General features: G+C 73.0%; 20 protein-coding genes. 7 read left to right on the plus strand and 13 right to left on the minus strand.

The window, feature by feature from the left end; all coding sequences use genetic code 11:
* Window positions 1-53: 53 nt before the first annotated feature.
* Complete coding sequence (locus tag ACIQUC_RS09230; protein ID WP_402265887.1) at window positions 54-1547, minus strand: APC family permease; 1494 nt, start codon at window positions 1545-1547, stop codon at window positions 54-56.
* A gap of 204 nt (window positions 1548-1751) precedes the next feature.
* Here ACIQUC_RS09230 and ACIQUC_RS09235 point away from each other — a divergent pair, with 204 nt between their 5' ends.
* The 7 genes from ACIQUC_RS09235 to ACIQUC_RS09265 all read left to right on the plus strand — a co-directional run bounded on the left by ACIQUC_RS09235 (window position 1752) and on the right by ACIQUC_RS09265 (window position 7813).
* Complete coding sequence (locus ACIQUC_RS09235; RefSeq protein ID WP_402265890.1) at window positions 1752-3269, plus strand: APC family permease; 1518 nt, start codon at window positions 1752-1754, stop codon at window positions 3267-3269.
* Window positions 3266-3916: a helix-turn-helix domain-containing protein gene (locus ACIQUC_RS09240; RefSeq protein ID WP_402265893.1), complete on the plus strand. Its 651-nt coding sequence runs from the start codon at window positions 3266-3268 to the stop codon at window positions 3914-3916. The genes ACIQUC_RS09235 and ACIQUC_RS09240 overlap by 4 nt, the downstream gene beginning before the upstream one ends.
* A 126-nt stretch (window positions 3917-4042) precedes the next feature.
* On the plus strand, window positions 4043-4474 hold the full coding sequence (locus ACIQUC_RS09245) for an Hsp20/alpha crystallin family protein (RefSeq protein WP_402265896.1): 432 nt from the start codon (window positions 4043-4045) through the stop codon (window positions 4472-4474).
* A gap of 11 nt (window positions 4475-4485) precedes the next feature.
* Window positions 4486-4794 carry a hypothetical protein gene (locus tag ACIQUC_RS09250; protein WP_402265899.1) on the plus strand — a complete coding sequence of 103 codons (309 nt, stop codon included), beginning with the start codon at window positions 4486-4488 and terminating at the stop codon, window positions 4792-4794.
* Window positions 4795-4892: 98 nt separating this feature from the next.
* Window positions 4893-5579 (plus strand): SDR family NAD(P)-dependent oxidoreductase, encoded by a 687-nt coding sequence (locus tag ACIQUC_RS09255; RefSeq protein WP_402265902.1) that lies wholly within the window; start codon window positions 4893-4895, stop codon window positions 5577-5579.
* A gap of 237 nt (window positions 5580-5816) precedes the next feature.
* Window positions 5817-7145: a sensor histidine kinase gene (locus ACIQUC_RS09260; RefSeq protein ID WP_402265905.1), complete on the plus strand. Its 1329-nt coding sequence runs from the start codon at window positions 5817-5819 to the stop codon at window positions 7143-7145.
* Window positions 7142-7813, plus strand: coding sequence for a response regulator transcription factor (locus ACIQUC_RS09265; RefSeq protein WP_022906848.1), 672 nt, complete (start codon window positions 7142-7144; stop codon window positions 7811-7813). The genes ACIQUC_RS09260 and ACIQUC_RS09265 overlap by 4 nt, the downstream gene beginning before the upstream one ends.
* A gap of 5 nt (window positions 7814-7818) precedes the next feature.
* Here ACIQUC_RS09265 and ACIQUC_RS09270 read toward each other — a convergent pair whose 3' ends face one another.
* From ACIQUC_RS09270 to ACIQUC_RS09325, 12 genes are all read right to left on the minus strand, one after another.
* Entirely contained in the window at window positions 7819-8589 is a 771-nt protein-coding gene (locus ACIQUC_RS09270; protein ID WP_402265908.1) for a triose-phosphate isomerase family protein, read from the minus strand.
* Entirely contained in the window at window positions 8586-10289 is a 1704-nt protein-coding gene (locus tag ACIQUC_RS09275) for a dihydroxyacetone kinase family protein (protein WP_402265911.1), read from the minus strand. The genes ACIQUC_RS09270 and ACIQUC_RS09275 overlap by 4 nt, the downstream gene beginning before the upstream one ends.
* A complete protein-coding gene (locus ACIQUC_RS09280; protein WP_402265914.1) occupies window positions 10286-11677 on the minus strand; it encodes an MFS transporter in 1392 nt (463 codons plus the stop codon). Before ACIQUC_RS09280 ends, ACIQUC_RS09275 begins: the two co-directional genes overlap by 4 nt.
* 130 nt (window positions 11678-11807) lie before the next feature.
* Window positions 11808-12572 carry an SDR family NAD(P)-dependent oxidoreductase gene (locus tag ACIQUC_RS09285; protein WP_402265917.1) on the minus strand — a complete coding sequence of 255 codons (765 nt, stop codon included), beginning with the start codon at window positions 12570-12572 and terminating at the stop codon, window positions 11808-11810.
* 11 nt (window positions 12573-12583) lie between these two features.
* Complete coding sequence (locus ACIQUC_RS09290; protein WP_402265919.1) at window positions 12584-13537, minus strand: 3-hydroxyacyl-CoA dehydrogenase family protein; 954 nt, start codon at window positions 13535-13537, stop codon at window positions 12584-12586.
* Window positions 13534-14532, minus strand: coding sequence for a sugar phosphate isomerase/epimerase family protein (locus tag ACIQUC_RS09295; protein WP_402265922.1), 999 nt, complete (start codon window positions 14530-14532; stop codon window positions 13534-13536). The genes ACIQUC_RS09290 and ACIQUC_RS09295 overlap by 4 nt, the downstream gene beginning before the upstream one ends.
* Window positions 14533-14767: 235 nt before the next feature.
* Complete coding sequence (locus tag ACIQUC_RS09300; protein ID WP_022906800.1) at window positions 14768-15484, minus strand: GntR family transcriptional regulator; 717 nt, start codon at window positions 15482-15484, stop codon at window positions 14768-14770.
* A gap of 50 nt (window positions 15485-15534) precedes the next feature.
* Entirely contained in the window at window positions 15535-16536 is a 1002-nt protein-coding gene (locus ACIQUC_RS09305) for a matrixin family metalloprotease (RefSeq protein ID WP_402265925.1), read from the minus strand.
* Window positions 16537-16686: 150 nt separating this feature from the next.
* Entirely contained in the window at window positions 16687-17601 is a 915-nt protein-coding gene (locus ACIQUC_RS09310) for a GNAT family N-acetyltransferase (protein WP_402265928.1), read from the minus strand.
* 71 nt (window positions 17602-17672) lie between these two features.
* Window positions 17673-19484 (minus strand): S9 family peptidase, encoded by a 1812-nt coding sequence (locus ACIQUC_RS09315; protein ID WP_402265931.1) that lies wholly within the window; start codon window positions 19482-19484, stop codon window positions 17673-17675.
* A gap of 101 nt (window positions 19485-19585) precedes the next feature.
* Window positions 19586-21385: an N-acetylglutaminylglutamine amidotransferase gene (locus tag ACIQUC_RS09320; RefSeq protein WP_402265934.1), complete on the minus strand. Its 1800-nt coding sequence runs from the start codon at window positions 21383-21385 to the stop codon at window positions 19586-19588.
* A complete protein-coding gene (locus tag ACIQUC_RS09325; protein WP_402265937.1) occupies window positions 21385-23934 on the minus strand; it encodes a glutamate--cysteine ligase in 2550 nt (849 codons plus the stop codon). The genes ACIQUC_RS09320 and ACIQUC_RS09325 overlap by 1 nt, the downstream gene beginning before the upstream one ends.
* Window positions 23935-23997 lie beyond the last annotated feature (63 nt).

Here is a 23997-nt window from a genome sequence, read left to right on the forward strand (position 1 = left end):
TCGTGCGTGGGTCGGGTGGGTGCGGCCGGGAGGCGCGGTGGGCGTCCGGCGGGTCAGCTCTCGGTGGCGAGGCGGTCGAGCATCTGCTCGTAGCGGCTCCGACTGCGGCGGCGCAGCACGATCGCCTGCACCACGCCGACGGCGGGGACGACCACGACGAGACCGGTGAGCACGGTGCTCACGACGCCGAAGACGCTCGCCCCGGAGGCGTCGACGTCGCCGACGAGCGTCGGGAAGTTCACCCAGATGAGGACGGCGGAGGCGACGAGCCCGACGAACCCGAGGCTCGGGGCGACGACCGTGTTCCAGACACGGCGGTCGGTCCGCGTGCGGCGGAAGTAGACGATCACGGCGAGGCTCGTCGCGGCCATCAGGATCGCGACCCCGAGGGTGGCGACGCCGGCGAACCAGCTGAACACCTGCAGCACCGGGTCGAGCCCGAGCACCGCGAACAGGACCACGAGCACGGCGGCGGTCACGGTCTGCACGACGCTCGAGGTGTGCGGCGAGGCGTGCTTGTGGTGCACGTCGCCGAGGCGCGCGGGGAGCAGCGAGGCGTTCGCCATCGAGTGCTGGTACCGGGTGATGACGTTGTGGAACGACAGGACGCAGGCGAACATGCTCGTCAGCAGCAGCACGTTGAGCACGGCCTCGCCCGCCGTCCCGATGTACTGCGCCGCGGTGGTGAGGATGAGCGAGCCCGGGTCCTTCGCGGCCTCGGCGAGGACGCCGTCCGGACCCCAGGCCATCACGAGCCCCCAGGAGGCGAGCGTGTAGAACACCCCGATGCCGATGACGGCCGTGTAGGTCGCACGGGGGATGGTCCGCTCCGGGTCCTTCGCCTCGTCGCGGAAGATCGCGGTCGCCTCGAACCCGATGAACGCGGCGATCGCGAACATCAGGCCGACGCCGGGCGACCCGGACGCGATCTGCGTCGGCTCGAACGGTGCGAGGGACAGGCCGTCGGCCCCGCCGCGGAACACGATCGCCGCGACGAGGACGAGCACGATCCCGACCTCGCCGACGAGCAGCACGCCGAGGACCTTGCTCGACAGGTCGATGTGCCGGTAGCCGAGGACCCCGACGAGCGCCACGACGACGAGCGACCAGACGTACCACGGGATGTCCGGTCCGCCGAGACCGGACACCGTCACGCCGAGCAGGTACCCGATGTAGCCGTGCACGCTGACCTGGATGGTCGTGTACGTCAGGAGCGCCAGGGTGGCGGCACCCGCGCCCGCCGGCCGGCCGAGCCCGTGTCCGACGAAGGTGAAGAACGCCCCGGGCCGCGGCACGTGCCGGGTCATGGCGGCGAGGCCCACCGAGAACAGCAGCAGGACCACGGCGGAGACGGCGTAGAGCGACGGGAACCCCACGCCGTTGCCGAGGAGCATGCCGAGCGGCGCCGCTCCGCCGACGACGGTGAGCGGTGCGGCCGCCGCGACGACCATGAACACGATCGCGGTGACGCCGAGCGAGCCGCGCATCGTCCGCTGCGGCGCGGGGACGGCTCCGAGTGAGGCGGGGTCCTTCGTGATGCTGGACATCGTGACCTTCCGGTTCGGGTGGGGAGGGTGTGCCGGGGTGGCGTGGGACCACGGTCCCGCGCCGCGGTTGCGGCCTCGTTCCGCCCGCGTGAAACCCGGTCGCGCCCGAATGGGACGCGCCCGCGGCCGGTGTCTCGTTTGCGTGAGACGCGGGCGAAACACCGTCGGCACACCGGGGCAACGCCGCGGTCGTACCGTTGCCGCATGACCGCGCTCGACCGTGCCATCGCCGACCCGCCACGGGTGCCGGGTGTGGGCACACGGTCCCCCGTCGACGGACTCTCCCGGCGCAGCGTCGGCCCGGTCGACGTCCTCGCACAGTCGGTGTCCGCGGTCGCGCCGTCGGCCGCAGCCACCACGATCCCGGTGCTCGTCGCGACCGTCGCCGGGCAGGGTGCCACGTGGTCACTGCTCGCCGCGATGGCCCTGTCGTTCCTCGTCGGCCGCACCGTGAACCAGTTCGTCCGACGCGTCGCCGGCACGGGCTCGCTGTACACCTACGTGTCGCTCGGCCTCGGACCGGTCGCCGGGGTCGTCGCGGGGGCGGCGCTGCTCCTCGGGTACGGCTTCATCGCGATGTTCTCGCTGACCGGCAGCGGCTACTACCTCGACTACCTGCTGTCCCGGTTCGTCCCGGCAGCCGGCGGCAGCGCCCGCGTCACCGTCGTCGTGGTCGTGGCGATGGGCGCGGCCGTGTTCGCGGTCATCGCGCTCGGCGTCCGGGTGTCGACCCGCCTGACCCTGCTCGTCGAGACCCTGTCCGTCGCCGTCATCGTGGTGCTCATCGTGGCGCTGGTCGCCCGACTGCACCCCGTGGACGCCTCGGCGATGGCGCTCGGCCCGACGGCACCCGCGCCGTTCGCGGTCGGCACCGCCCTCGCGGTCACGGCGTTCGTCGGGTTCGAGAGCGCCTCGGTCCTCGGCGTGGAGGCGCGGCGCCCCTTCGCCACGATCCCGCGCGCGATCTCGTGGACGGTCCTCGTCGCCGGGGTGCTCTACCTCGCCAGTGCGGCGGCGCAGCAGCTCGGCTTCGCGGCGATGGGCGCGGACCTCGCCGACAGCGCCTCGCCCGTGAACGAACTCGCGAACGCGTCCGGACTGCAGTGGATCGGCTGGGCCCTCGACCTCGGGATCGCCGCGTCGTTCGCCGCCTGCGCGATCGCGTCCACCACCGCCCTCGTGCGCGTCCTGTTCGCGATGGCCCGCGAGGGGGTGCTGCCGCGCGTGCTCGGCCGGGCGTCCCCACGCTTCCGCACCCCGTTCGTGGCCGGCGTCCTCGCGTGCAGCCTCCTCACGGCGCTGCCGGTGGCCGGACTGGCGAGCGGCATCCCGACCTGGACGCTGATGGAGGCCGAGCTCGTGGTGGCCGCGCTCGGCTACCTCGCCGCCTACGCCCTGACCTGCTTCGCCGCGCCGGCGTTCCTGCGGCGGATCGGTGAGCTGACCACCGGCGTCGCGATCGTGGCGACGGCCACCGGGGTGCTGCTCGCCGCCGTCCTCCTCACCTACCTCGGGGTCGAGGCCGCGTCGCCGCACTGGCCCGCGGTCGTCCTCGCCGTCGGGTCGGTCGCCGCCGTCGTCGCGGTGTTCCTCGTGGTGACCCGTCGGCGGCCGTGGCGGCGGGGTCGGAGCCGCGCCGTGTACGACGTGCCGGTCGTGGCGGACCTGCTCCGCGCCTCCCGGCCCACCGACGGACCCGGCCACGGGACGGGGGTGCGATGAGCGAACCCGGTCTGCGCGCACGACAGCCGAAGGCGGTCCAGAACGCCCTCGCGGTGCTCGAGGCCGTCGCGCGCGCCGGGCCGGGCATCACCGCGCAGCAGCTCTCCGACGTACTCGGGATGCCGCGGGCGACCACCTACCGGCTCATCACCCTGCTCGTCGAGGACGAGTACCTCGTGCGGCTGCCAGACCTGCGCGGCTTCGCCCTCGGGCACAAGGTCGCCGAACTCGCGGGGGTGACGGCACCGGCCGTGCCCCCGCCGCTCCCCCGCGCCGTGCGTGCGGTGCTCGCCGACGTGCGGTCGGCCGTGCGGGCCGGCGTCCACCTCGCCCGCTACGACGCGTCCGGGATCCGCGACCTCGACGTCGACCCGGACTTCCCGCTCCTCGACGAGCGGGCACTGCGGGCGACGCCCGACGCCAGCGCGATGGGGCGGCTGCACGCGACGGGCGGTCGCGGACCCGTCCACCAGACCGGCGCGTTCGCGGCGGGGTTCGGGTGTCTGGCGCTGCCGGTGCTCGGGGAGGACGGGCAGCTCGTCGCGGCGCTGACCCTGTCGGCTCCCGCGGCCCGGATCGAGGCGCCCGGCGCGACGCTCGGGCTGCTGCGGAGCGCGGTCTCGCGGCTCGAACCGCTGCTCGGCTGACCGCCGCAGATCCGCTGCTCCGAGCGGACTCCGAGCGTTCTTTTGGCACTCACCAGGCTCGAGTGCTAGAACATGTCGCAGTTGAGTCGAGGGGACTCAACAGCAGACACGAAGGAGTTGATTCCGATGACGATGAACTTCGATCCGTTCCGCGAGCTGGACCGTCTCGCCGGCTCCCTCCTCGGCACCGCGGGGCCCCGCTCGATGCCGATGGACCTCTACCGCACGGGTGACCACTACGTCCTCGACGTCGACCTGCCGGGCATCGACCCGGGCTCCGTCGACATCGACGTGGACGGGTCCGTCCTGACCATCCGTGCCGAGCGCACCCTCGGCGCTCCCGAGGGCTCGCAGTGGCTCACGCGCGAGCGCCAGCCCGGCACGTACGTCCGGCAGCTGACGCTCGGGGACGGCCTCGACGCCGAGCGCATCACGGCCGGCTACGACAACGGTGTCCTGAGCGTCACGATCCCCGTCAAGGAGTCGGCGAAGCCCCGCAAGATCACCGTCACCACGGGTGGCGGACGCGAGCAGCTCGCCGTCGGCAGCGGAGAGTAGGAGCGGCGGCAGTGTTCGACCTCGTCGACGCCCTCGCCGCGATCGCCGCCGTGACGATCGCGCTGACGTACACGAGCCTCGACCGGCGGACGGCCGCCGTGATCGGGGCCGCGGGCAGCACGATCGGTGTGTTCCTCGCGTGGGTCGCCGCCCCGGGGGCCTGGACCGGTACCCCGGTGGTGCCGTGGATCGCCGCGGTGCTGGGGGCAGCCGGACTCGTCGCCGGGTGGAGTGCCGTCCGCCTGTACGACGGCGTCTTCGCGCCGCCACGCGTGGAACAGCCGGACGACACGGGCGCGGTCACGACGATCGGTCGGTGACCGCCCACCCGACGGGAGGCGCGGTGCCAGCCGGCACCGCGCCTCCCGTCCGTCCGTCCGTCCGTCCCGAGCGGATCGTGCGGGCGTAGCGTGACGGCGTGGACCTCGAACTCAAGAACCGTGTCGCGCTCGTCGTCGGAGGGAAGGGGTACATCGGCGCCGCCGTCGCCGATCGTCTCCGGGCCGAGGGGGCGACCGTCGTCGTCGCCTCACGGAGCGCCGGTGACTCCCCCGACAGCGTCGCGATCGACACCGCCGACCAGGCCTCCGTGGACGCCGGCGTGGCCCGCGTGCTCGAACAGCACGGCCGCATCGACGCGCTCGTCGTCACCGCGGCCCCGAGCGCCGGCACGCTCGACCCGGCGAGGAAGTCCGACCCGGAGCAGGTCCTCACCGCGATCGACGGCAAGGCGCTCGGGTTCCTCCGCGTCGCCAACGCCGTGCTCCCCGCCCAGCGCGGAGCAGGGTTCGGTCGTGTCGTGGTCATCAGCGGGCAGAACGCCTACCTGTCGGGCAACATCACGGCGTCGCTGCGGAACACCGCGGTGAGCGTCATCGCGAAGAACCTCGCCGACGAGGCCGCCGGCACCGGGGTCACGGTCAACGTCGTCAACCCGGGGACGGTGACGGACGCCCCGAGCGCCGAGGTGCGACCTGGCGCCCCGGGAGAGTCGAGCCCGCAGCAGATCGCGGACCTCGTCGCGTTCCTCGCGTCGCCGCTGTCGGTGGTGTCCGGTGAGTCGATCGCGATCGCCCACCGCGTGCTGGGCCAGATCACCGTCTGACCGACCGCGTCCGCACGGACCAGACGCCTTCATCCGTGGGGATGAAGGCGTTCACCCTCGCGCCCGATGCCGGACGCCGGGCGGTCGGCGAGGCTCGGAGCATGGACACCTCGACCAAGCACACGATCGCCACCCTGATGCTCTGCGCGGCGATCGTCGTCGTGACCGCCGTCGCGCTCCTCGCGATGTCGCCGACCCCGTGAACGGCGGCGGACCGCCCCGTGCGATGATCGTGCCGTGACGGAACGGGGCACGTTCATCCGGCCGCTCGCCACCCGTTCGATCATCGTCGACGTGGCCTGGGCGGCCTTCGCGGCGTTCGTCTTCCTGCTCCCCATCGACCTCGAGCTCGAGCACGCGAGCCTCGCCGCGGTCCTGGCAGCCGCCGCGGCCATCGCCCTCCGCCGTCTCTCGCCGACGGCGGCGATGCTCATGGTCGTCGTGCTCGGCATCGTGCAGGTCGGGGGCGGTGAACGGCCGTCGCTCGTGGACCTCGCCATCTTCGTGGTGATCGGCACCGCGGCCGTGGTCGGCACCCGCACCGAGGTCATCGTGTCCGGCGTGCTCGCGTTCGTGGCCGGCATCGGGGCCACGCTCTACCTCGCCCTGACCGGCTTCCGGTTCCTCGTGCTCATCAACGGGCCGCGCGACCAGGCGTTCCTCGCGATGGCAGCTCCGGTGACGGCGCTCCTCGGCGTGTGGGCCGGCGGCGTCGCCGTGCGGGCCTTCCGGTCGCGCGACCGCGAGTCCGAACGCCGGGCGGACGCCGAGGCGGCGGCGTCCCGGGCCGAGGCCGTCGCGACCGAGGCCGAGGCCACCGCGACCCGCGCCATCGACGTCGCCGAGTCCGAGCGGATCCGTGCGGACATCGCCCGTGACGTGCACGACGTCGTCGGACACTCCCTCGCGGTGATCATCGCGCAGGCGGACTCGGTGCCGTTCCTCGACGACGAGGCCCGGATCCGCGAGGTCAGCGCCACGATCGCGAGCACCGCCAGGAGCTCCCTCGTCGAGGTCCGACAGGTGCTCGGCCACATCGACGGCTCCGGCGCCGCGACCGACCCCGGTTCGCTCGAGGAGATCGTGCAGGGGATCCGCGAGGCCGGGGTCGACGTCGACCAGGCGGTCCGCGGGCAGCCGGTGGTGCTCGGTCCGACGAGCGGGACGGCCGCGCGCCGGGTGCTGCAGGAGATGCTCACGAACGCCCTGCGGCACGGTGCCCCGGGCATGCCGGTCACCGTGCGGGAGACCTGGCGGTCCGCCGACCTCGTGCTCGAGGTCGAGAACCTGGTCCCGACCGCGAGCACCGGCCCGGCCACCGGCCCGACCGCAGGCACCGTGACCGCTGGCACCGGCCCGGTCGGCACCGGCCCGGTCGTCGTCCCGGTCGGCACCGGCCCGGTCGTCGTCCCGGCCGCGAGCACCCGCGGCTCGGGTCGTGGACTCGCCGGGATGCACACCCGGCTCACCGCACTCGGCGGCTCGTTCGACGCCGCCGTCCTGGACGACGTGTTCGCCGCACGCGCCCGCATCCCGTTCGACGTCCATGGGGGGACCAACCGATGACCGATCCGATCCGCATCCTGCTCACCGACGACCAGGCGCTGTTCCGCGCCGGCCTGCGCGTCGTGCTCGACGCCCAGGACGACATGGTCGTCGTCGGCGAGGCCTCCGACGGAGCCGAGGCGCTGGCGCGGATCCCCGAGCTCCGACCGGACGTGATGCTCCTCGACATGCGGATGTCGGGGACGGACGGGGTCGAGACCGTCCGGCAGCTGTTCTCCGGCGCGGTCGATGGGCCGCTCCCCCGCGTGGTCGTGCTGACGACGTTCGGCCTCGACCCCGCTGCCGCCACGGCGATCCGGCTCGGCGCGAGCGGGTTCCTGCTGAAGGACACCACGCCACCGTTCCTGTTCGCCGCTGTCCGCGCCGTGCACGAGGGGAACTCGGTGATCGCGCCGAACGACCTCTCGCAGCTCTTCGGCGCCGACGTCGAGCGTGCCCCGACACCCCAGCCCGAGGCGTTCCAGTCGCTGACGGACCGCGAGCGGATCGTGTTCGGGTGGGCATCACGGGGGTTGTCGAACGCCGAGATCGCGGCGAAGGAGTTCGTCACGGAGTCCACGGTCAAGACGCAGATCTCGAGCATCCTCGGCAAGCTCGCGCTCCGGGACCGGGTGCAGCTCGTGGTCTACGCACACGACCACGGACTCGCGGGCGCGCGCGACGCCTGAGCGGCTCACCTCTCCTCGAGTGCCGCCACCTCGTCGAGGATCGAGGCGATCGCGGCGGGGTCGTGCGCGAACCGGCCGAGGAACAGTCCGCCGATCCGACCCCGGCCGCGGGTGAGGAGGCCCGGTCCGGCGCTGCCGCCGTAGATCACCACGGATCCGGCGAGCTCCGGCCGGGTCGCCAGGTGCTCCTCGATCCCCGCGAGCATGCCCACGACGTGGTCGTCGGGGGCCGGTGCCGGAGCGCCGATCGCCCACACCGGCTCGTACGCCACGACGAGCGGCCCCGCCAGTCCGTCCGCGATCGCCGTCGAGACGGCCCGGTCGAGCTGCGCGGTCACCTCGGCCACGGTCTCGGCACGGGAGGCGCGGCTCGTCTCCCCGACGCAGACCAGCGGCTGCAGGTGGTTGCGGAAGGCGGCGTGCACCTTCTCCGCGACCTCGTCGTCGGTCTCGTGGAACAGGGAGCGCCGCTCGGCGTGCCCGATCTCGACGAGGTCGACCCCGATCTCCCGCAGCTCGGCGCCCGTGACCTCGCCGGTGTAGGGACCCGCGTCGGCCCACGACAGGTCCTGCGCCCCGAGCTGGACGGGGGCGTCGGCCTCGTCCAGGATCCGCCGGACCGGCACGAGCGCCGGGAAGGTCGGCACGATGAAGAGCGACGCCGCTCCGGACGTCACCGCGGGGTGCCGCCGGGCGACGTCCGCGACCTCGGCCGCCCACGAGAGCGTCCGGCCGTGCGAGAAGTACGTCTTGAGCGACACCCCGACGGTGATCACGGAGCGACCGCCTTCACGATCAACGCGAACGACACCGCACCCGGGTCCTTCGTCCCCACGGCCTGTTCGGCGTGGGTCCGGGCCCGTCCCTTGCGCGGCACGAGGTCGGCGGTGGCGTCCGCCGCCTCCCGGGCAGCCGCGACCGCGGTCCGCCAGGCGTCACCGGTCGCCGCACCCTCGCGCACCGCCCGGCCGAACGCGTCGTCGAACGGGACGAGCGCGTCGACCATGGTCTTGTCGCCCGGGACGGCGCCGAACGCGAGGACGGCCTCGGTGGCCGCGTGCACGGCGTCCGCGACGGTCGTGGCCGACGGACGCGAGGTGTCGCCGAGGACGCGACCCAGTGCCTCCAGTGCCGCACCCCAGATCGCACCGGAGGTGCCACCGGCCTTGTCCGACCAGGCGTCGGCGGCGATCGCGAGCAGTCCGCCGGCGCCGACCTCGCGCTCGAGCGCTGCTCGCGCGGCGGCGTCCGCGGCGTGCACGCCGCGCTGCATGCCGATGCCGTGGTCGCCGTCGCCGGCCACGGCGTCCATCGCGCCCAGGTCGTCGGCGTGCTCGTCGACGACCGCCCGCGCCGCGGCGATGGCCGTCGCGATGCGTTCCGCGATCGCGTGGGACTCGGGCGACCCGGTGCCGACGACGATTCCCTCGTCGGCCTCGAGCGCCGAATCCGGCAGCCGCTCCGCGGCGACGGCGCCGCCCTTGCGGTAGGCGGGGGTGTCGGCGGGTGCGGCCCAGAGCTCCTCGAGCTCGTCGTCCAGCCAGAACAGCGTCAGCGAGACGCCGGCCATGTCGAAGCTCGTCACGAGCTCCCCGACCTCGGGCTCGACGATGACGATGTCGGCCTCCGCGAGACGCCGCTGCACCGATCGGTAGACGACGAAGAGCTCCTCGTACTTCACGGAACCGAGGCCGTTCAGGACCGGGACGACACGTGCCCCGTCGGCCGCGACACCGGACGGCAGCTCCGTCAGCAGCTTGTCGACGAGCAGGTCCGCCAGTCCGGACGCGGTGGGCACGTCGGTCTCGTCGATGCCGCGTTCGCCGTGGATGCCCATCCCGATCGCCATGCGGCCCTCGGGGACGGTGAACAGCGGCTCGTCCGCGCCGGGGAGCGAGCAGCCGGAGAACGCGACGCCGAAGCTGCGGGTCCGCTCGTTCGCCCGCTCCGCGATCGCCGTGACGGTGCCGAGGTCGTCGCCACGCTCGGCGGCGGCTCCCGCGACCTTGAACACGCAGAGGTCCCCCGCGATCCCACGACGCTCGTGCGCACGGTCGGCGGGCGCACTCACCACGTCGTCGGTCACCCGCACCGTGCGCACCGGGATCCCCTCGGCCTCGAGGGTGCGCGCGGCGGCGTCGAAGTTGAGGACGTCGCCGGCGTAGTTGCCGTACGACAGCAGCACCCCGCCACCGTGCTCGGCAGCGCGGGCGACACCGGCCACCTGCTGGGCGCTCGGGCTGGCGAACAGGTTGCCCATCGCGGCGCCGGCTGCCAGGCCCGGCCCGACGAGTCCGCCGAACGCCGGGTAGTGGCCGGACCCGCCACCGATCACGACGGCGACCGTGCCGGCGGGGCTCGTGGTCGCGCGGGCGACCCCGCCGTGCACCTTCCGTACCCAGCGCTCGTTCGCGGCGACGAACCCGTCGGTGGCCTCGTCGGCGAAGTCCGCCGGATCGTTGAACAGTCTGGTCACGCGTTCGTCTCCTTCGACGTCGTGGTGCGGACGTGCGAGGTGTCGAGCAGGTCATCCGCCTTCGCCCCCCGGAAGAACTTCGTGCAGAAGATCATCACGGCCGCGACGAAGGCCAGGACCCCGAGCGACACGATGCCGAACGCACCGCTGTCGGTCGGCACCACGTCGTTGATCGCGGTGCGCATGATCGGTGCCACGAACCCGCCGAGGTTGCCGAGCGAGTTGATGAGCCCGATGCCCGCGGCGGCGGCCGCACCGGTCAGGAAGGCCGTCGGGTACGCCCAGGTGATCGGCCCCACCGCGAGGAAGCTCGCGACGGCCAGCGTGATGAACAGGATGCCCAGGACCGGTTGCCCGTTCGCACCGGCCCACGCCGACCCGAGGATCGACAGCCCGGTCGTGACGTAGAACATCGTGCCCCAGCGGCGACGACGTCCGACGGTGTCCGCCTTCGAACCGACGAGGTAGCAGGCGACGAGCCCGACGAGCCACGGGATCGCGGCGACGAGACCGACCTGCCAGCCGACGTCCTGGCCGAGCAGCGAGGACACCTGCTGCGGCAGGTAGAACGTCGTGCCGTACACGGCGACCTGCAGGCAGAAGTAGATGATCGTGAAGTACCAGACGCGGCCGCTGGCCATCGCCTTCCAGATGCCGGTCGGGCCGTCTTCGCTGCGGGCGGTGTCCTCGCGTGCCATCGCCGCGGTGAGCGACGCCTTCTGCCCGTCGTCGAGCCACTTCGCCTGCTGCGGACTGTTCGTCAGGAACACCAGCGCGGCGATGCCCGCGAGGACCGCGAGCAGTCCCTCGCCCGCGAACATCACCTGCCAGCCGTGGAACGGGGTGGCCTGGTCGCCGAAGCTGATCAAGCCGCCGGAGAGCGGGGCGCCGATCATCTGCGAGAACGGCTGCGCCAGGTAGAAGATCGCGAACATCCGCACGCGGACCTTGTTCGGGAACCACTCGGACAGGTACATGATGACGCCCGGGAACAGGCCGGCCTCGGTCACGCCGAGGATGAACCGCAGGACGATGAACATCGTGTCGTTCGTCGTGAACGAGAACAGTGCGGCGACGATGCCCCACGTGATCGCGATGCGGGCGAGCCAGAACCGTGCGCCGAACCGCTTGAGCAGCAGGTTGGACGGGATCTCGAAGATCGCGTAGCCGATGAAGAAGATGCCCGCACCGAGTGCGAACGCGGCGTCGGAGATGCCGCGGTCGACGCTGAGCGCCTCCTCGGCGAACCCGACGTTGGTGCGGTCGAGGAAGGCGACGAAGTACAGGATGACGAGCATCGGCATGAGGTGCTTCGTCGCCTTGCCGATCGCCGACTTGAGGGCGGGGTCGTTGGTCGACCCGAGCGCGGGGGCAGGGGGAAGGGACACGGGTTCGCTCCTTTGCGAGCACGGTGCGGTTTCGGTGCGTCCGACGGACGGTCGGCCTGTCGGCCTGTCGGCCGGACGGGAGGCACGGATCGCGTCGCGTGGACGGCGCGCGATCCGTGGCCGGTCGGCTCTAGTGCATGTACAGGCCGCCGTCGACGTTGAGCGTCTGGCCGGTGACGAACCCGGCGTCCTCGCTGATGAGGTAGGCGATCGCCGCGGCGATGTCCCGCGGGGTGCCGATCCGCGGCAGCACGCCGTCGGCGGCCATCGCCGCCTTGCGCTCCTCGGTGAGCGTGCCGCCCATGATGTCGGTGTCGATCGGACCGGGGGAGATCGCGTTCACGGTGACCCCCTGGTGGCCGAGCTCGCGCGCCATCCCGCGGGTGAGTCCGACGACGCCGGCCTTGGCGACCGAGTACGGCGTCTTGCTGAACGTGCCGCCTCCGCGCTGGGCCGACACCGACGACAGGTTGACGATGCGGCCGTAGCCGTTCCGCACCATCGACTGCGCTGCCCGCAGGCTCGCGAAGTGCACACCGTCGAGGTTGATGCTCAGCACACGGTGCCACTCCCCCTCGGGCAGGTCGAGGTACGGGTGGGCGGAGGAGACCCCGGCGAGGTTCACGAGTGCGGCGATCGGCGGCAGTGCGGACTCGATCGCGTCGAAGGCGGCGCGCACGGCGGCCTCGTCGGCGACGTCCGCCCCCGCGCCGACCGCCTGCACGCCGTGCTGGTCGCGCACCTCGGCGGCGACCTGCTCGCTCGCGGCCTGGTCGAGGTCGACGATGCCGACGTTCCAGCCCTGTCCGGCGAGGTGGTGGGCGGTGGCGCGGCCGATCCCCCGCGGGGAGGCGGCGCCGGTGAGGACGACGGTGCGGTCCTGGTTCGTGGTCATGGTGCGCTCCCTCAGTGGATCGGGGCCGGGCCGAGCTCGTCGAGGAGCTTCTGCATCGCGACGTAGGCCCGGTTGCGGTAGGCGACGAGCTCCGGGGTGCGGTCGGCCGGCACGTCGAGGTACCCGGCGCCGGACTTCGTGCCGAGCTCGCCGGCGTCGACGTGCTGCTGCAGCGACGGCGGGGTGGCGAAGCGCTCGGGCCAGCGGGTCTGCAGCGACTCGAAGCAGAACGCGTAGACGTCGAGCCCCGCCATGTCGGCGATCGCGAACGGGCCGAAGAACGGCAGGCGGAACCCGAACGTGGTCCGCACGATCGTGTCGATGTCGTCGGGGGTCGCGATGCCCTCGTCGGCGATCTTCGTCGCCTCCTCGAACAGGGCGTACTGCAGGCGGTTGAGCACGAACCCGGTCGAGTCCTTCACCCGTGCCGACTGCTTGCCCGTGGCGGCGACGACGGTCTCGCCGACGGCGATCGCGTGCTCGTTCGTCGTCGGGTGCGGGATGAGCTCGACACCGGGGATGAACGGCGCCGGGTTCGAGAAGTGCACGCCGAGGAAGCGCTCGGGGCCGTTGACCGCCTCGGCGAGGGACTCGATGAGGATGGTCGACGTGTTCGACCCGATGACGGCGTCGGGACGGGCGGCGGCGCTGATGCGGCGGAGCGTCGCGTGCTTGATCTCGAGCTTCTCGGGGACGGCCTCCTCGATGAAGTCGGCCGTGGCGACCGCTTCCTCGATCGAGTCCGCGGCGCTGAGGTGGGCGTCGACGCGCGCCACGGCGTCCGCGGGGAACAGGCCGTCCGCGACGAACTGCTCCGTCTCGGTGATGAGCCGTGCCCGGTTGGACGCGGCGATCTCGGCGGAGACGTCCGCGATCCGGACGGTGTGGCCGGCGAGGGCGAGGACCTGGGCGATCCCGCCGCCCATGTAACCGGATCCGACGACGGCGATGTCGAGGGTGCTCATCGGGTGACTCCTTGCTTCGTCGCCCCGACCACCGAGGTGGCGAGGACGGAACGGATGTACTGCTGGTTGGTGGCGCAGACACCGAGGCTGTCCCCGCCGTACTGCTCCGTCATGACGATCCCGCGGAACCCGTCGGCGACGGCGTCGCGGAGGACCTGGCGGTAGTTGATGAGCCCGGCCTCCATGGTGCTCGGCGCACTCGTCGCCCAGCTGCCGTCTCCGGCTTCGTCCCGCGTGTAGTTCTTCACGTGCAGGTAGTTCGTGAACGGCAGGGTCTTCGCGAAGAGCTCGCGCCAGTCCTCCACCGGGCGGTGCAGCCGGATGAGGTTCGCGACGTCGGCGTTCAGCCCGACGGTGTCGAGGCCGATCTCCTCGATCAGGCGCACGGCGCTGTCCGCGGTCCCGAGGTACGTGTCCTCGTAGAGCTCCAGGGCCATCGGCAGTCCGACGCTCGCGGCGTGCTCGCCGAGCTCGCGGAGGCGTGACACCGCGGCGGCACGGACCTCGGGGTCCTCCGGGTCCTTCGGCCCCTGGGCCGTCCAGAACCAGAGGGCCTTCCGCTGCGCCTCGTTGAACGGCTGGTGCAGCCCGGTCGAGAACACCTGCATGCCCCACTCCGCCGCCGCGTCGATCGTGCGGTGGGCGTAGGCGAGGTTGTCCTCCTCGTGCCCGGGCTGGACGATGCTCCTGCGCTGCAGGTGCACCGACGGGATGCCGACACCGTGCGCCTGCGCGATCGCGAACAGCTCGTCACGCCGGGACCGCTCGAGGTCGGCGGGTCGGATGTGGCTGTCCGCCATCTCGGCGAGCGAGAACCCGACCGCCTCGATCTGGGCGAAGACGTCGTCCCACACCTCGGGATCGGCGTCGTGGAAGGCGACCCCGTCACGGGTCACCGGCGGGAACCCGTGCAGACACGTCGCGATCGGCCAGGTGTCGGCCGTCCAGGTGGTGGCGTCCCAGTCTTGGGTGACCCAGTCCTGCGGTGTGCTCACGGGATGCTCCTTCGCATGTCGGGCTCGTCATCGAACCTCTTTCCTATAGGAAAGATACTCCGACGCAGCAGATCCGCAACCGATCCGACCAAACCCCCTGTCCGGGGGGCTCCGAAGGAGCCCGGACGTGGAGGATCAGGACGCCCGTCCCGTTGACCCGAACCTCGGGACGGGCGTCCACGCACGCCCGGTCGGTGCCGTGGACAGCGACCGCCGCGCCGATGCGGCACCGACGTCAGGCGGTGTGCGACGCGTCCGCTCGCGACCGGAGCCGTACGGCGTCGATGTGGTGCCGCATCGCCGCGACGGCCGAAGCCGGGTCCTCGGCCAACGCCTCCAGGATGTCCCGGTGTTCCTGGACGGCACGTTCGGTGTCGTCGCCGCCGCCCTCGACGATCTGCCGCATCCGGTGCACACGCGTCGTGATGATCTCGGACATCTCCTCGAGGAACGGGTTCCGCGTCGCGTCGAACACGAGCTGGTGGAACTGCCAGTCGGCCCGGAAGAAACGGGCCATCAGCTCCTCGGACGCCGCACCGACCCCGACGCCGGCGATCTCCCGGGCGACGGCCGCCTGCTCCTCGAGCGCCGCGGCCAGCCGTGTCCGCAGGGCCGGGACGTCGCCCCGCGCCGCCAGTTCGACGGCACCGGACTCCACGATGAGCCGAGCGTCGAACAACGCCTCGAGCTGGTCCCCCGCGAGCGGCGGCGACACCCGGTAGCCCTTGTTGGCCTCGCGCGTGACGAGTCCGGTGCGCTCGAGCTGCACGAGCGCCTCGCGCACCGGCGTCGGCGAGACGCCGAGGGACCGGGCCAGCCCGTCGATCGACAGGCGCATGCCCGGCTCGACGTCGTGACCCATCAGCACCTCGAGCACCCGGTCGTAGACACGGTCGCGCAGCCCGAGCTGCGTGATGCGCTCGGTCCCGAAGCCCGGCATCGTGGTCGACATGCGTCGATCCTAGAGAATCCAGGATCACGACCACCCCGAACCGGCCGCGGTCAGTAGAGCGCGTCGATGCCGATCAGGTCGCCGAGACCGAGGGTCCGCTGACCGGTCTCGCACGTCGTCGACGCCGGCTTCATGACGAGCCCGCTCGACGACGCCGTGTGCCCGAGGCCCCAGGCGTGCCCCCACTCGTGCGTGGCGACCCCGCGCAGGTCGAAGCGCGAGCCGGAGCACGTCGTGGTGGCGGACCAGGCCACCGACGTCGAGTACCGCTGGTCGGCCTCGACCGCGACGCCCCCGCGGGACCAGACGCAGGTCACCGCGAGCGTCCCCGCGCGGAGCGACCCCCACCCGACCATGTTCGCGCCGTCGGACGTGCCGCAGCCGCCGGTCGCGGTGATGCCCATCGCGACCTTGCGGCTGCCGGTGTACGTGTCGTCCGCGGTCGAGCGGACCGTCCGTCCGCAGGCCGTGGTCGTGCCGGTCCAGGCGTCCGCACCGGCACCGATCGCCGCGGTGCCCGACACCTTCTGGTTGTTCGGGTTGTACCCCCACTCGACGGGTCCGGTCCAGCGGAACCCGAGCTTGGCGTACGCCGTCGACGAGCAGCTGGACGCCCCGCTCGCGGCCGCCGTGGAGGACGCCGCGCCACCGGCGGTCCGGAGCGCGGAGCCGCCGGGGAGCGTGCGGTGGGCGAGGGCGGCCCGTTCCTGGCGGATCGCGGCCGGCGACCCGGACCAGTCGTCGTGCACGAGGACCGCGACGCCCGAACGGCCGGCGTTCGTGACCGACACGTCGCCGTCGTCCGCGGTGCCGGACGCACCGACCGGCATCGCGGACACGGTCGTCCCGACGGGCGGCACCCGGAACTGCCGGCCGTCCGGCAACACGACCGTGCCGTCCGACACGACGCAGCCCGTCGACAGCGCCGAGACGCTGATGCGGTCCCCGCGGCAGGCCGGTGCCGCGCCGGCTCCGGGCACGCCGACGGACGTGGTGACGACCGCGGCGAGCGCGATCCCGAGCACGACCGCTCCTGCGGTCACGGTGGACATCCGCACGTTCTCGACCCTCCTGGTCCCCGGTCCCCGGCAGCCCCCTGCCGAGCGCAGTCAGTGTGCGGAACGGGCCACGGCGCGGTCAACCCCCCGAACTGGCCGTGCACGACGACGGCGGTCGTTGTGCACCCTGCTCGACGATCGCGGTCATGGGACCTGCACGAACCGGAGCGCACCGCTCTCCCGCAGCCGGAACCCGAGGTGCTGGTACAGGCGGATCGCCCCGGTGTTGCCCGCCGCCGCGTGCAGGAGCGGTGCCTCGCCCCGCGCCCGGATGCCGTGCACCACGTCGAGCACCAGCCGCCGCCCGAGCCCCTGTCCGCGGAACGCGTCGTCGGTGCACACCGCGCTGATCTCGGTCCAGCCCGGCGGGTGCAGGCGCTCCCCGGCCATGGCGACGAGTCGCCCCTCGCGCCGGATGCCGACGTAGCGGCCGAGCTCGATCGTGCGGGGCAGGAACGGGCCGGGCTTCGTGCGCGCGACGAGCTCGAGGATCTCGGGAACGTCGTCGGGCGTGAGTTCCACGGCCTCGGCGTCCGCCTCCCCCTCGACGTGCTCGCCGGTGAGCTGCACCCCGCGCATGCCCTCGGCCGCGGGCCAGCCGTCCGGGACCACCGCCGAGGTCCCGACACGGACCACGGCCCCGGGACCGAGGAGCGCGCGGACGTCCTCCCAGTCCGCGGGCGTGGGGCGGTCCGGGATCCCGGTCCAGACGGAGACGTCGGGCAGGTACCGGACGACCTCGCCGCGCCGTTCGGCGAACCGGGCGTGGTGGCTGTTCAGGGCGGCGAGCGCGGGGTTGTCGAGCAGCCGGGTCGGGGTGCCGTCGTCGGCGATGGTCAGGTCGAGCGTCCGGAGGGCTGCGCCGCGGGCGTCCCCGGCCCGGAACCCGAGGTCCTCGAGACGTCGGCGGTCGCCGTCCGCCCAGCCGGCCGTGTCGGCGACGACGGCGGCGGCGTAGGTGGTGCGGGCGTGGTCGACGACGGCGTCGGCATCCTGCACGTTGGTCAGGAGGACCTCTCCGGGACGGGTCAGGTCGGTCACGTCGGCACTCGTCGTCATGCCTCCATCCTGCAACGCCGCACGGACGGATCCGTGCCGCGTTGCACGGCGTGACGCGGACGCCGTCGACGTCAGCCCAGCCGGTCCGCCACGAACGTCACCATCCGCCGCACGAGCTCCTCGCGCGACGCGGCCCGTCGGTACTCGTGCCCCTCGCCCGCGAGCTCGAGGTACTCCACGTCGTGCGACCTCGCCCGGAGCGCCGCGACGACCTGGTGCGCCTCGCCGATCGGCACGTTCGTGTCGAGCTCCCCGTGCACGACGAGGAGCGGCGCGGTGACGTCGTCGATCGCCCGCATCGGCGACAGGGAGTCCAGCAGGGCGGCGTCCTCGACGGGGTGCCCGTACTTCGTCGCGGCGGCCGAGGCGATCCACGGCTCGGTGTCCCGGTAGAACGTCGCGAAGTCGCTCATCCCGCACACGGCGACCCCGGCGGCGAAGACGTCCGGCGTGAACGCCAGGGACGCGAGGGTCGCGTACCCGCCGTACGAGCGTCCCTCGACGGCGACGCGGGACCGGTCGGCGTACCCGTTCGACACGAGGAACCGCGCGCAGTCGACGACGTCCGCGAGTGCGTTCCAGCGGAGCCCGAGGTCGTCGGCGTGCACGAAGTCGCGCCCGGAACCGCTGGACCCGCGGATGTTCGGCGCGAACACCGTGATCCCCGCCGCTGCGAGCGCCTGGTGCTGCGGCGAGAAGGTGGGTCGTTCCTGCGACTCCGGTCCGCCGTGCAGGTGGACGAGCGCTGCGCGGGGGCCGGGAGGCGCGGCACCGGCACCGGGGTCGCCGTCGGTCGGCGACGTGGCCGGGTCCACCGCCCGGTACAGCCAGCCGGTGAGCTCCAGCCCGTCGCGCGCCGCGAAGCGCTCGAGCGTCGGCTCGACCAGCCGCACGTCCGGGAGCGCCGGGACGCCGGTGACCCGGCTCCAGGTGAGCGCGTTCGTGTCGAGACGCCAGAGCTCCCGCGGCCGCGTGGGACCCTCGACGGCGAGGAGCACGCTGCGCCCGTCGCGGCTGAGCACCGGGTCGGTGACGACCTCGCCGGGCAGGTCCGGCACCGGGGTGCGCGAGGCGTCGTGGGTGTTCACGAGGTCGAGCTCGCTCCGGCCGTCGACGTTCCAGACGAGCAGCAGGGTCCGCCCGGCGTCGTCGGCGTCGAGGTACTCCAGCTCGGCGTCGTCGCGCTCCGTGATCCGGCGGGGTGCTCCGCGCCAGCCGTGCGGGCCGACGGGCTGCGCGACGAGGCCGCGGCGGGGCAGCCCGTCCTCGGTGGCGACGTAGGCGACGAGCGGACTGGTCTCGCTGGCGGGCGCCGGTCGGAGGAACGCGATCTCGGCCGAGCCGTCCGGTGAGTCGGCGAGCAGCGCGTGGCTCTCGTCGGTGAGCCGGTCGACGACCACGACGAACTCCCGGCCGCGCTGGCCGTCGCGGAGCACGACGAGGCGCTCCTCCACGCTCAGGTCGAGGATGTGGATGAGCTCCCCCACCGCGAGGTCGTCGCGGTCCCCGGAGACGGGGTCGACGAGGTAGGAGCGGGCGGGCTGGTCGGCCTCGGTGGACGGCAGGGTGATGACGACCCGGTGGCCGCTGCGGCTCCACGGTCCGAGCTCGGCGTGCTGGTACCGGGACCCGGCGATCTGCGCGGCGTCGGTGCCGTCCGGGCGGACCACCCAGACCTGCTGCTTCACGCCGCCGTCGGTCGCGATGGCGACGGCGAGCCACTCGCCGTCGGACGACCACGTCACCCGGATCACGGGATCGTCGGACAGTCGGATCCGCACGGGCTCGGGCGGATCGGCGCCGACGACGACGTCCTGCACGAAGACCTCGGGGGTGCCGTGCCGATCACTGACGAAGGCGACCCGGCGCGCGTTCCGCGTCATGGTGGGTCCCCACGACCCCCAGGCGGCGACGAGGCGCTCGCCCAGGTCGGCCGCCTGCCGGACGCGGGTCGACGACGCGACGGGTGTCGCGCCTCCCGGCCTCACCGCACCCCCTGCTGCTGCAGCCACATCTCGATGAGGCCGAGCTGCCAGAGCGCGTTCGCGCCGATCTCGGTCCGTGTGCCGTTCGGGTCCTGGAGCATCCGCTCGACGGTACCCGGGTCGAAGAGCCCGCGCTCCCGTGCCTCCGGCGCGTGCAGCGCCTGCCGGACGCGCTCGAGGTACGGGCCCTCGAGCTGCCGGATCGCCGGCACCGGGAAGTACCCCTTCGTCCGGTCGATGACGGCGTCGGGGACGATGCCGCGGGCCGCGCGCTTCATGACGCCCTTGCCGCCGTCGGCGAGCTTCAGCTCCGGCGGGATCGCCCCGGCGAACTCGACGAACTCGTGGTCGAGGAACGGCACGCGCGCCTCGAGGCCCCACGCCATCGTCATGTTGTCGACGCGCTTCACCGGGTCGTCGACGAGCATCGTCATCGTGTCGCTGCGGAGCGCGGCATCGACGCTCGTCTCGGCGCCGGGGACCGCGAACGCGGCGTCCACGAACGCGGACGGGGTGTCGTCGTCGCTCCGCCAGCGCTCCCCGAGCAGGGGTTGCAGGGCCGGCCAGCGGCGGTCCATGAACACCGACCGGTAGGCCTCGGCGGCCTGGTCCCGGGGGACGGAGGCGAGCGGCGGGTACCAGCTGTAGCCACCGAGCACCTCGTCGGCGCCCTGCCCGGACTGCACCACCTTGACGTGCTGCGACACCTCTTCCGACAGCAGGTAGAAGGCGACGCAGTCGTGGCTGACCATCGGCTCGCTCATGGCGCCGATCGCGCCGTCGATGCCGTCGAGCAGGCGCGAGGAGGGGATCCGGATGCGGTGGTGGTCGGTGCCGAAGTGCCGGGCGACCTCGTCGGAGTACTCGAACTCGTCACCGGACTCGCCGCCGGCCGACTCGAAGCCGATGCTGAACGTGGCGAGGTCCTGCTGACCGGCCTCGGCGAGCAGGGCCACGACGAGCGAGGAGTCGATCCCGCCGGAGAGCAGCACGCCGACCGGCACGTCGGCGACCATGCGGCGCTCGACCGCGGTGCGGAGCTTCGCGGTGAAGGCCTCCTGCCAGTCCTGGTCGGTCCAGTCGGCCTTGACCGGGTCGCGCTCGAAGCGGGGTTCCCAGTACGTCTCGTCGCGGGCGGTGCCGTCGCGCTCGATCACCCGGACGGTGGCCGGCGGCAGCTTGCCGACGCCGGACAGGATCGTGCGGGGCGCCGGGACGATCGAGTGGAAGGTCATGTAGGACGCGAAGGCGACCGGGTCGATGCTCGTGTCGACGCTGCCCCGGGGGCCGCCGTTTCCGGCGAGGACCGCGGGCAGGGAGCTGGCGAAGCGGATCCCGCCGGGGACCTCGGCGACGTAGAGCGGCTTGATGCCGAGCCGGTCGCGGGCGAGGACGAGCCGGCCGCTGGCGTGCTCCCAGATCGCGATCGCGAACATCCCGACCAGGTGGTCGACGAAGCGGGTGCCCCACTCGGCGTAGGCGGCGAGGATGACCTCGGTGTCCGAGGTCGAGGAGAACCCGTGGCCTCGGCCGCGCAGCTCGTCGCGGAGCTGCCGGTAGTTGTAGACCATGCCGTTGTAGGCGATGGTCAGTCCCGCGCGCGGGTGCACCATGGGCTGCGCGCCGGCGGTGGACAGCTCGACGATCGACAGCCGCCGGTGTCCGAGCGCGACCGGGCCGCGCGCCCACAGTCCGTCACCGTCGGGGCCGCGGTGCACGAGGCAGCCGGTCATCCGCGCCACCGCCGCGACGTCCGGTGCCGTCCCGTCGAACCGGAGTTCTCCCGCGAGTCCGCACATCAGCGCTCTCCTGCCGTTCCGGTGATCCAGGTGTCCTTGGCGCCGCCGCCCCGCGAGGAGTTGACGACCATGCTGCCCTCCGGCGCCACCCGGGTGAGGGCGACGTCGGCGAGGTGGGTGTCGTCCGGCCCGGTCCCCGTGACGTACACGAAGGCCCGCAGGTCGACGTGCCGGGGGTCGAGCCCTGCCGGCCCGATCGTCGGGTGCGAGGAGAGCTGCACGACCTCTTGTCCGACCCACCGGTCCGGGTCGGCGGCGATGGCACGGCGCCGCTCGGCGACCTCGGGGGCGCTGGCGCTCGGCCCGATCAGGACGTCACGCCCGCCTTCGCCGTCGACCGGCTTCGTCACGAGCTCGCCGACGCGGTCGAGCACCGAGAGCCGCTCGCCCTCGATGCTGGTGCGGTAGGTCGGCACGGCGTCGAGCAGCGGCTTCTCGTCGAGGTAGTACCAGATGAGGTCCGGCACGTTCACGTACATGGCCTTGTCGTCGACGAGCGCGTTGCCCGGCGCGTTCGCCAGGTGCACGCCCCCCGCGGCAGCGACGTCGAGGATGCGCGCGCCGAGGTCCGGTGCGTGCTCGGCGGCGAGCGCGCTGACGTCGCGGTCGATGCGCAGGTACAGCCCGTGCAGGACGTCGCCCGTCCGCGCCTCGACGACGTGGCCGTCGCGGACGTCCAGGTCCGAGCCGGCCAGGAGGCGCAGCCCGGCTCCGTCGGCCAGCCGTCGGTGCTCGAACCACGCTCCGGCGGCGGGGCCGTCGGTGACGAGCGCGATCACCGGGTCCGGTTCGCCGGTCGAGGCGGACGCGTTCGTGCGGAGCGTGTGCCGGAGGCGGTCGACGACGCCGTGCGGGTCGAGCAGGTGCTCCGGCCGCGGGGCGTCCGGCACGACGTCGTCCATCAGCTCGCGGAGCGCGATGCCGTACGCGACGCCGGAGGGCGACCGGACGTTGTCCTCGAGCACCCGCCACCCGCCGAACTCGTTGCGGACCAGGTCGAACCCCATCACCGATGCTCGAACGGCGTCCTCGGGCAGCCGGGTGGCCGCCGGGTCCCAGCCGTCGGCGCCGACGAACTGGTGTTCGTCCATCGCGCCGTCGGACACGATCCGGCGCGGCCCGTAGGCGTCGCGGAGGAACAGCTCGATCGCGCGGGCGCGCTGCCCGAGGCCGGCGGCGAGCTGGCGCCACTCGTACGCGCTGATGGTCCGGGGCACGAGGTCGCACCCGAACGCCTGCACGCCGCCGTCGACCACGAAGCCGACCTCGTGCTCGCGGGTCCACGCGTCGCGGGCGGCGCAGCGGTCGATGGTGGTCTCGGCGTCCCACCCGCGGAAGAACGCCGCGAGCTCGCGGAACGCCGGGCGGGGCCGGGCTCCCGGTCCGACGGCCTCGTCGCCGGCGCGGACGCGGTAGGACGGGATCGTGACGGTCGGGTGGTCGTCCCGGCCGGACGGGGTGCCGGCGGTGTCCTCGACGACCGCGGCCACGACGTCGTCGAGCTCGCCGCGCTCGGCGTACGCGGTGCGCTGCCGGTCCGTCGAGTTCCCGCGGGCGAGGGTGTCCTCGGCGAGCGCCGCCACCGTGGCCCAGTCGCCGAGCTCCTCGAGCTCCGGACGCATTCGGGACACGAGCTGCCGGACGGCGGTCTCGGCGGGGAGCCGCTCCGGGTGCTGCCCGAGGCCGAGCAGTTCGCCGCTCAGGCCGCTGCGTGCCGCCTGCCACATCGCGGCCCGGTGCAGCGGTTCGCTGCGCGGGCGCCACTCGGCACCGGACTCGACCGCCTTCTCCGCCTTGCGGACGGCGGCGCGGAACAGGCCGGCGATGAGCACGGCGTCGTCCACGATCGGCGTCGCGTCGCACACCCGCAGCTCGAGCGTCGGGGCGTGCGAGGACGGCCGCACGTCGAAGTACGCCATCTTCTTGTCGGCGATCACGCCCGAGGCGATGAGGTCGTCGAGCATCGCGTCGTACTCGGCGGCGTCCCGGACCCGTCCGAAGCTTCCGGCCGAGGGCCACCGCTGCCAGATGATGCTGCGGAACGAGGAGTAGCCGGTGTCCTGCCCGTTCCAGAACGGGCTCGACGCGCTGAGCGCCAGCAGGGCGGGCAGCACGGGCGCGACGCGCTGGGCGATCTGCACCGCCAGGTCGCGGTCGCTCACCCCGACGTGCACCTGCAGACCGCAGATGAGCTGTTCGTCGACGAGCATCCGGTACTGCTCCTGCATGCGGCCGTAGCGGCCACCGGACGTCAGCTCGAAGTCGGCGTACTCCGACCGCGGTGCGGTGCCGGCCGCGGCGATGGTGACCCCGGCGGGCGCGATCGCGGCGGTGAGTTCGCTGCGGAGGTCGACGATCACGCGTCGCAGGTCGTCGAGGGTACGCACCACGGGGGTGTTCGTCTCGATGGTCGTGCGCTGGAGTTCGGCGCCGAAGCGGTCGGCGGGCAGTTTGGGCAGAAGGCGGGGGGCCTTCGCGGAAAGTCGGCCGGAATCGAGGTCGATGAGGTGCAGTTCTTCCTCGGCGCCGAGCGTCAGCTCTGCACTCATGGGCCGAACCTATCCCCGACCGCCCGGGATCGGCCCGGGGAGCCGCAGATCGTCGCATGCTCG

The sequence above is a fragment of the Curtobacterium sp. NPDC098951 genome, assembly GCF_044759965.1.
Taxonomy (GTDB): domain Bacteria; phylum Actinomycetota; class Actinomycetes; order Actinomycetales; family Microbacteriaceae; genus Curtobacterium.

Bases quoted from the DNA above. Each gene is read 5' to 3' on its own strand.
- ACIQUC_RS09230 (WP_402265887.1), bottom strand. From the start codon at position 1,547: ATGTCCAGCATCACGAAGGACCCCGCCTCACTCGGAGCCGTCCCCGCG.
- ACIQUC_RS09235 (WP_402265890.1), top strand. From the start codon at position 1,752: ATGACCGCGCTCGACCGTGCCATCGCCGACCCGCCACGGGTGCCGGGT.
- ACIQUC_RS09240 (WP_402265893.1), top strand. From the start codon at position 3,266: ATGAGCGAACCCGGTCTGCGCGCACGACAGCCGAAGGCGGTCCAGAAC.
- ACIQUC_RS09245 (WP_402265896.1), top strand. From the start codon at position 4,043: ATGACGATGAACTTCGATCCGTTCCGCGAGCTGGACCGTCTCGCCGGC.
- ACIQUC_RS09265 (WP_022906848.1), top strand. From the start codon at position 7,142: ATGACCGATCCGATCCGCATCCTGCTCACCGACGACCAGGCGCTGTTC.
- ACIQUC_RS09285 (WP_402265917.1), bottom strand. From the start codon at position 12,572: ATGACCACGAACCAGGACCGCACCGTCGTCCTCACCGGCGCCGCCTCC.
- ACIQUC_RS09290 (WP_402265919.1), bottom strand. From the start codon at position 13,537: ATGAGCACCCTCGACATCGCCGTCGTCGGATCCGGTTACATGGGCGGC.
- ACIQUC_RS09300 (WP_022906800.1), bottom strand. From the start codon at position 15,484: ATGTCGACCACGATGCCGGGCTTCGGGACCGAGCGCATCACGCAGCTC.
- ACIQUC_RS09305 (WP_402265925.1), bottom strand. From the start codon at position 16,536: ATGTCCACCGTGACCGCAGGAGCGGTCGTGCTCGGGATCGCGCTCGCC.
- ACIQUC_RS09310 (WP_402265928.1), bottom strand. From the start codon at position 17,601: ATGACGACGAGTGCCGACGTGACCGACCTGACCCGTCCCGGAGAGGTC.
- ACIQUC_RS09315 (WP_402265931.1), bottom strand. From the start codon at position 19,484: ATGACGCGGAACGCGCGCCGGGTCGCCTTCGTCAGTGATCGGCACGGC.
- ACIQUC_RS09320 (WP_402265934.1), bottom strand. From the start codon at position 21,385: ATGTGCGGACTCGCGGGAGAACTCCGGTTCGACGGGACGGCACCGGAC.
- ACIQUC_RS09325 (WP_402265937.1), bottom strand. From the start codon at position 23,934: ATGAGTGCAGAGCTGACGCTCGGCGCCGAGGAAGAACTGCACCTCATC.